The following is a 1,982-nucleotide window of genomic DNA, read 5'->3' as shown; positions in this document are numbered from 1 at the left end:
GGGTGGAGCAGCCCGGTAGCTCGTCAGGCTCATAACCTGAAGGTCACAGGTTCAAATCCTGTCCCCGCAACCAAACCTCTTCAAATCCACGAGCTCTATCGCTGGCGGGAAGCTCAGCTTCCCTGGCGATGGTAGCTCCTCGTCCTCCGGACCATAACCCGAACCTCACAGGTTCAAATCCTGTCCCCGCAACCAAACAAAAGCCCGCCTCGTGCGGGCTTTTTGCTTGACCTGAGACCCTGAACTTCCTCCAGATTTGGGTAGAGTCCGTCGATCACGGAGACGGACGATGCGACCATCACGGTTCACGGAAGAGCAGATCATCGGGATGCTGAAGGAGCAGGAGGCCGGTGCGAAGACGGCGGATGTCTGCCGCAAGCACGGCATCTCGGCCGCCACCTTCTATAAGTTCAAGGCCAAGTTCGGCGGCATGGACGTGTCCGATGCCCGTCGCCTGAAGGCACTGGAAGACGAGAACGCCCGGCTGAAGAAGCTCCTTGCCGAGCAGATGCTCGACAACGCGATCTTGAAGGATGTCGCCGCAAAAAAATGGTGACGCCCGATGCGAAGCGGAAGGCGGTGGCTCATGCCTGCGAGGTGCATGGGGTGAGCCAGCGTCGGGCGTGCCAGGCTCTGAGGATTGACCGTTCGACGGTGCGCTACATTAGCACCCGTCCCGATGATGAACCGTTGCGCGAAGCGATGAAGGCCGTGGCAGCAGAGCGCCGGCGGTTCGGCTATCGCAGAATCCACGTCATGCAGGACCGGCAGGGCATCGTGATGAACCAGAAGAAGCTCCGGCGCCTCTATCGGGAGGAGAAACTGCAGGTGCGCCGGCGCGGCGGCCGCAAGCGGGCGCTGGGCACGCGCAGGCCCATGCTTGTTCCGGATTGCGCCAATGCCCGCTGGAGCCTGGACTTCGTCTCCGACACTTTTACTGACGGCCGTCGCTTCCGGGTGCTGGTCGTCGTAGACGACTATACGCGGGAGTGCCTGGCGCTTATCGCCGACACCTCGCTCTCGGGCCTGCGCGTCGTGCGCGAGCTCGACGCCATCATCCGCTGGCGCGGCCGGCCCGACACGATCGTCTCCGACAACGGCACCGAGCTGACCTCGATGGCGGTCCTGCGATGGTGCCAGCAGACCGGCGCCGAATGGCACTACATCGCGCCGGGCAAGCCGATGCAAAACGCCTTCGTCGAGAGCTTCAACGGGCGCTTCCGGGACGAGTGTCTCAACGACACGCTGGCCTTGACGCTGTCCGAGGCCCGCAGCGCCATCACCTCATGGAAGGAGGATTATAACCACCACAGACCACATTCGGCCCTCGGCAACATGTCGCCGGTCGAGTTCGCAATGAAATCCACGCTGGAAAAACAGGCCGCATAAGGCCAGAAATGAAACCAAGGACTCTCCCTCAAACCGGCGGAGATTGGGGTCTCAGGTCAATGCCAAAGCCGCATCCGGAAAACCCAGAAATGACGAAGGCCCGCACGGTCAAAACCGGCGGGCCGTTTGCATTTGGGCATCGGAGAAGACAGGCAAGCAGCAACATTCCGCCAGGTTCATTGGATCATTTGTCCAGCCAGAACCAACTGCGCCTCCGCACGGCTTTGCCGAGCTCGCTCAACATCTGACCGAAATGGCCAGGCGACGACAGCCGGCGAGGCCGAGTCGAACTTGCCGTGAATCGGTCCTGAATCATTTTTGTCGGTCGATTTCGGCCGTGGCCGCGTGTCGTTTGTTCGTCCGATTCCTGTTGTTTTGGTGTGGTTTCGCGTTTGGCGCGCGGTTGCCGCCTTGGTTTTCGCGTTGAGATTGAATGGGTTGGGTTGGATTGGCTGTGGCGGCAGCTGGTTTTGTGTGGGTTTTGTTTTGCTTAACTTTTGCTTCCGCAGGGTCTTTAAGGGGTGTGGGATTGGGTTGGTTGTTTGTCGCAAAAAATTCGCAAAAGTTGGAAAAGGTCGTTGACAGTTGGAAGG

At 60.0% G+C, this 1,982-nt stretch carries 2 protein-coding genes; one reads left to right on the top strand and one right to left on the bottom strand.

All coding sequences use genetic code 11. The features are described from left to right. Window positions 1-289: 289 nt before the first annotated feature. A protein-coding gene (locus tag AC1RTB_RS26430; protein ID WP_492882234.1) for an IS3 family transposase occupies window positions 290-1,389 on the top strand; the annotation gives its coding sequence in 2 pieces (ribosomal slippage) (window positions 290-551 and window positions 551-1,389; 1,101 coding nt in all). 312 nt (window positions 1,390-1,701) lie between these two features. On the opposite strand, the gene AC1RTB_RS26425 is transcribed toward AC1RTB_RS26430, so the two are convergent. Further along, on the bottom strand, window positions 1,702-1,982 hold a 281-nt coding region (locus tag AC1RTB_RS26425), incomplete at its 5' end, for a hypothetical protein (protein WP_492882233.1).

This window comes from Aminobacter sp. GW821-FHT11F06 (genome assembly GCF_058808215.1).
Note: the sequence above shows the minus strand (reverse complement) of the source record. Positions and strands in the feature narration are given on the sequence as shown.